Raw genomic sequence first — 5,636 nt, 5'->3', positions numbered from 1 at the left:
CTTCCAGAGCACGCGCCCGGTTCGGCAGCCGGCGAATGAAGCCGCGCTCTTCCAGCGCCGTGATCAGCCGGTGGATGCCCGACTTCGAGGCGAGATCGAGCGCCTCCTTCATCTCGTCGAACGAGGGCGGAATGCCGCTTTCCTTCAGCCGTTCATGGATGAACATCAGGAGTTCATGTTGTTTGCGCGTCAGCATGGCGGCCCCCACGGGTTCTGAAACCAGAATCAGAAAAACAAACCCAGAACAAACACTATCTGTTCCAGTTGTGTTCCGCAACCGTTTAAAGTTTAATGAATGCGTTGACGTTTTGTTCAGCGTAGCATCAGCACGCGGCAAGCGTCGCCTGCGGCTGCAGCCGGGGCGAAGGGCTCCCGCACGACAAGGCCGTTGGCGTCGGCGAGCATGCGCAGCATCGAGGAGTCCTGGATGCCGAAGGGGGTGGCAACCATTGAGCCGGCTTCTTCGCGGACCACGGCGCGCACGTAATCCTGCCTGAGATCATTGGCCTGCATCGCCGTGCCCAGGCGTGCCTCGCGCAGGTCCTGCCGGAAGTCGCGGCCACCGAGTCGCGCCAGCAAGGGCTTCAGGAACAATTGCGAGCAGACCAGGCTGGCGACAGGGTTGCCCGGCAGGCCGATACAGCGCGTGCGCCCCATCCGGCCGAACATCAGCGGCTTGCCCGGGCGCATGGCGATCTTCCAGAAATCGAGCGTCATGCCTTCGCCGGTCAGCACGTCGTGGATCAGATCGTGGTCGCCGACCGAGGCGCCGCCCAGCGTGACGATGACATCGGCCTGCTGCTCGACGGCCTGCCTGACCAGCGCGGCGATCGCTTCCTTGCGGTCGGCGGCGATGCCGAGATCGAGCGCGCGGGCGCCGACCGACTGAGCGGCGGCGGCGACGCCATAGGCGTTGGACGAAATGATCTGGTCGGGACCAAGCTCGCTGCCGGGCGGCAGCAGTTCGTCGCCGGTGGCGATGATGGCGACCAGCGGCCGCTTCACCACGCTCAAACACGGATGGTTGGCGGATGCCGCCAGCGACAGTGCCGCGGGATCAAGCAGGCGGCCCCTTTCGAGCAGCACATCGCCTTGCGCGAAATCGAGTCCGACACGCCGGATGTTGCGTCCTTGCGCCGTCGGCTGGGTTACCTCTACCGTGCCGCCGCCCAGGTCCCTGACATTCTCCTGAATGACGATGGTGTCGGCGCCTTGCGGCACTGGCGCGCCGGTGAAGATGCGCACGGCTTGCGACGGGCCGACGCTGCCTTCGAAGCCGCGGCCGGCCGGCGCCATGCCGATCACCGAAAGCCGCGCCGGCACGGATGCCACGTCGGTGGCGCGCGTCGCATAGCCGTCCATGGCGGAGGCGTTGAAGGGCGGTTGCGTGCGCAATGCCACCACGGGCTCGGCCAGCACCCGGCCGGCGGCGTCGATCAGCGCGACGCTCTCACTGGCCCGCGGCGCCGCTCCATCCAGCAGGCGCTCGAGCGCCTCGGCGACAGGAACCAGCGCCATCAAGCGCCTTCCCCGCGCCCGGCCGCCTTGTAATCGCCAGACTTGCCGCCGGTCTTCTCGACCAGCCTGATGCCGGAGATCACCATGGCGCGGTCGGCGGCCTTGGCCATGTCGTAAATGGTGAGGCAGGCGACGGAGGCCGCCGTCAGCGCCTCCATCTCGACGCCTGTCTTGCCGGTGACGCGGGCGAGCGCCGTGACCTTGAGGCCAGGCAGGGACGTGTCCGGCTCGATGTCCACCGAAACCTTGGTCAGGAGCAGCGGATGGCAGAGCGGGATCAGTTCATGCGCGCGTTTCGCCGCCATGATGCCGGCAATGCGCGCGGTGCCAAGCACGTCGCCCTTCTTGGCATCGCCGGCAAGGATCATCTCCAGCGTTTCGGCGCGCATCGAGACAAAACCCTCGGCGATCGCGGTGCGCACCGTCTCGGCCTTGTCGCCGACGTCGACCATGTTGGCTTCGCCCGAAGCGCCAAGGTGGGTGAGGGAGGTCGCCATGGTCAGAGCGCCTCGGCTGGCGCCTTGCCCGTGAGCAGAAGCTGCGTTGCGGCGGCCACATCGGCTTGCCGCATCAGGCTCTCGCCGACCAGGAAAGTGCCGATCTTGCACTTCTCCAGCCTGCGGCAGTCCTGATGCGTGAAGATGCCGCTTTCGCTGACCAGCAGCCGGTCGGCCGGCACCATCGCCGCCAGCCGCTCCGAAACGTCCAGGCTGGTCTCGAATGTCCTTAGGTCGCGGTTGTTGATGCCGATTAGCCGCGAGGAGAGCCGGAGCGCCCGCTCCATCTCGGCCTCGTCATGCACTTCGACCAGCGCATCCATGCCGAGTTCGAAGGCCGCAGACTCGAGCTCGCGAGCCATCGCGTCGTCGACGCTCGCCATGATGATTAGGATGGCGTCGGCACCCCAGGCGCGGGCCTCGAACACCTGATAGGCGTCGAACAGGAAATCCTTGCGAAGCGCGGGCAGGACAACGGCGGCGCGGGCGGCGGCGAGGAATTCCGGCGCACCCTGGAAGGACGGCTCGTCGGTCAGCACCGACAGACAGGCGGCGCCACCTTTCGCGTAGGCCCTGGCCAGCGCCGGCGGATCAAAATCGGCGCGGATCAGCCCCTTGGACGGGCTCGCCTTCTTGATCTCGGCGATCAGCCCGAAGCTGCCGGCCGCGCGCCTGGCTTCGAGCGCGGCAAGAAAACCGCGCGGCGCCTCGGCGCCATCTGCCCGCGCCTTGATCTCGGCCAGCGGCACGCGCCGCTTCGCCGCCGCGATCTCCTCGCGCTTGTAGGCTTCGATCTTGCGCAGGATGTCGGACAAGGCTCTACCCGTTCGAAATTTCGACCAGCCGGCCGAGCACCTGGAGCGCCCGGCCACTGTCGATCGCTTGCGCAGCGCTCGCCATGCCGTCGGCCAGCGTTGTTGCCTTGCCGGCCACCACCAGGCCGGCACCGGCATTCATCAGCACGGTGTCGCGATAGGCGCCCGCGGCACCTCCCAGCATATCGCGCAGCGCCTTGGCATTGTAGGCCGCGTCGCCGCCGCGCAACTCGTCCTTGGTATGGCGCTTCAGGCCGACCGCCTCGGGGGTGAGCGCGAAGGTGCGGATCTCGCCGCCGGCAAGTTCCGCCACCTGCGTCTCGCCGGTGGTGGTGATCTCGTCATAGCCGTCGCCGTGAACGACCCAGGCGTGCTCGGTGCCCAGCGCCTTCAACGCCTCGGCAACCGGCATGATCCATTCCGGCAGGAACACGCCGACCATCTGCCTGCTGACGCCGGCCGGATTGGACAACGGTCCGAGCAAGTTGAAGATGGTGCGCGTGCCAAGCTCGCCCCGGATCGGGCCGACATGCTTCATCGCCGGATGATGCGCCGGCGCGAACATGAAGCCGACGCCGGCTTCATGGATGCAGCGGCCAATCGTCTCCGGTCCGATATCGATCTTGACGCCGAGCGCGGTGAGCACGTCGGCGGCGCCCGTCAGCGAGGACAGGCCGCGATTGCCGTGCTTGGCCACGGGCACGCCGCTTGCCGCAATGACGAAGGCGGAACCCGTCGAGATATTGACGCTGTGCGAATTGTCGCCGCCGGTGCCGACGATGTCGATGGCACCGTGCGGAGCCTCGACGCGCAGCATCTTGGCGCGCATGGTGGCGACGGCGCCGGAAATCTCACTCACCGCCTCGCCGCGCACGCGCAGCGCCATCAGGAAGCCGCCGATCTGGCCGGGCGTCGCGTCGCCAGACATGATGATTTCGAACGCCTCGCGCGCTTCCTCGAACGAGAGAGGGGTGCCTGCCGCCACCTTGGCGATATGGCTCTTCAGCGCGCTCATCGGGCCTGCGCCTGGGTAACGGCGGTCTGGTCGATGCGGACGTCGTATTGCGTTTGCAACTGCGCCACCAACTGGTCGAGCAGGTCGTCCGACATGCCGGCAGTGAACGATTTCTGCGCGTCGTCAGGCACGGAGCTGGCATCGGCGCCGGCCGGCTCGAAGACTTCAGCCACCTTGTAGAGGATCTGTCCGTCGCCGGTGGGCGAGGGGATCAGCCCGGTGCCGCCTTCGCCGACACCGAACATCTCGGCGGCGCCTTCCTTGCCGAAATCGGCGTCATCGGCTTCGCGCTTCAGGCCGCGCTTGGTCTGCTTCTCGAGCTTGAGTTCGCCAGCGATCACATCGAGCGTGGCCCCGGCCTTGAGCCGCTTCTCGAGCTCGTCCGCCTTGGCGGCAAGCCGCTTTTCCGTTTCCGCCGCCGTCCAGTCGGCCACCACCTTCTGGCGGACTTCATCCAGCGTGCGGTCGCGCGCCGGCGTGATCGATCCGACTTCGTAGAAGACGAAGCCGTTGTCGGCGGTGGTCAGGCCCTCATTCTCGGTGCCGGGCTCTGCGACGAACACCGCCTTGATGAGATCCGCCGACTCCGGCAGGTCCTTGACGATGGTGTCGTCTGGCCGCTGGCCGGTGCGGTCGATCGCGTCGACGGTGACGACCTTGAGCTTCAGCTTGGCGGCGGCGTCGGCAAGCGAACTGCCGGAAGCGCGCGTGTCTTCGTAGCTGTCGTGCACGTCGAGCAGGATGCGGCTGGCCTCGCCGAGCGCCAGGTCCTTGCGGATCTGGTCGGACACCTCGGCCAGGGGCTTCACCACCTCCGGCTTGATCTCGGTGACGCGCAGGAGCACCGGGCCGAAGGCGCCCTGGACGACGGGGCTGACCTCGTTGGCGGCGAGCTTGAAGGCCGCGTCGGCCACCGCCTTGTCGGCGATCTTGTCCTTGGCGAGCGTGCCAAGCAGCGTGTCGGCCTGGGTTTTGCCCTCGGCGGTGACGAGCTTGTCGAAAGTCGCGCCCGCTTTCAGCGAATCGAACGCGGCCTTGGCCGCGTCCGGCGTCTTAAACACCAGCTGCTCGATGGTGCGCATCTCGGGCGTCGTGTAGCGCCCCTTGTTCTTGTTGTAGTCGTCGCTGATCTGCGGATCGGTCACCGCGGTCGGGTCCATGATGTCCTGCGGTTCGAGCCTGACATAGGAGAACTTGCGGTATTCGGGCGCCGCATATGCCTTCTTGTTGGCGTCGAAATAGGTCTGGAGCACGCTGTCAGACGGCGCCTCGATCGGCTCGACCAGCGTCTTCGGCAAGGTCAGATAGTCGATGGTGCGATCCTCGCCGCGGTAGAGCGCGACCGCCTTGAGGAAGGTCTGCGGAGGCTTGAGGCCGTCCGAAACCGCCTCGACGATCTGCTGGCGCACCGCAACCTGGGCGCGATTCTTCAGATAGTCCTCGGGCCGCATGCCGATCTGGCGCAGCAGGTATTCGAACGTCCTGCGGTCGAACTGGCCGCTTGGCCCCTTGAAGGCCGGATCCTCGCGCGTGAGTTCGGCGAGCCGGTCCTTGGACAGACCAAGTCCGAGCTTGCGGGCCTGCTCGTCGAGCACCGCGCCCGAAACGAGCTGCGCCAGCACCTGGTTGTCGATGCCGAGGGCCTGCGCCTGCTCGCGCGTGATGCGCTGGCCGAACTGCTGCGACATGACGCTGATCTGGCGGTCGTAGGCGAGGCGGTATTCGTTGATCGAAACCGCCGTGCCGCCGGCTGTGATCACGGAATGATGGCCGCCCAAAGTTCCCGATAGA

Annotated in this window: 6 protein-coding genes; all 6 read right to left on the bottom strand. The window is 66.7% G+C overall.

The genetic code is table 11. The features are described from left to right. Positions 1-196, bottom strand: a 196-nt coding sequence (locus EN781_RS23970; protein WP_348631391.1) for a MarR family transcriptional regulator, incomplete at its 3' end; no start/stop codon positions are given. A gap of 116 nt (positions 197-312) precedes the next feature. After that, on the bottom strand, positions 313-1,518 hold the full coding sequence (gene glp / locus EN781_RS23965; RefSeq protein ID WP_126054479.1) for a gephyrin-like molybdotransferase Glp: 1,206 nt from the start codon (positions 1,516-1,518) through the stop codon (positions 313-315). Continuing rightward, positions 1,518-2,015 (bottom strand): cyclic pyranopterin monophosphate synthase MoaC, encoded by a 498-nt coding sequence (gene moaC / locus EN781_RS23960; protein ID WP_126054480.1) that lies wholly within the window; start codon positions 2,013-2,015, stop codon positions 1,518-1,520. Before moaC ends, glp begins: the two co-directional genes overlap by 1 nt. Before the next feature lie 2 nt (positions 2,016-2,017). Continuing rightward, positions 2,018-2,830 carry an indole-3-glycerol phosphate synthase TrpC gene (trpC, locus tag EN781_RS23955; protein WP_126054481.1) on the bottom strand — a complete coding sequence of 271 codons (813 nt, stop codon included), beginning with the start codon at positions 2,828-2,830 and terminating at the stop codon, positions 2,018-2,020. Between the two features lie 4 nt (positions 2,831-2,834). Beyond that, positions 2,835-3,845, bottom strand: coding sequence for an anthranilate phosphoribosyltransferase (gene trpD, locus EN781_RS23950; RefSeq protein ID WP_126054482.1), 1,011 nt, complete (start codon positions 3,843-3,845; stop codon positions 2,835-2,837). Next, on the bottom strand, positions 3,842-5,636 hold a 1,795-nt coding region (locus EN781_RS23945; RefSeq protein ID WP_127400386.1), incomplete at its 5' end, for a peptidyl-prolyl cis-trans isomerase. The genes trpD and EN781_RS23945, both read right to left, overlap by 4 nt.

It is taken from the genome of Mesorhizobium sp. M4A.F.Ca.ET.090.04.2.1 (assembly GCF_003999085.1).
In the GTDB taxonomy this organism is placed as follows: domain Bacteria; phylum Pseudomonadota; class Alphaproteobacteria; order Rhizobiales; family Rhizobiaceae; genus Mesorhizobium.
The sequence above is the reverse complement of the archived record's forward strand: the minus strand, read 5'-3'. Positions and strand labels throughout refer to the sequence as shown.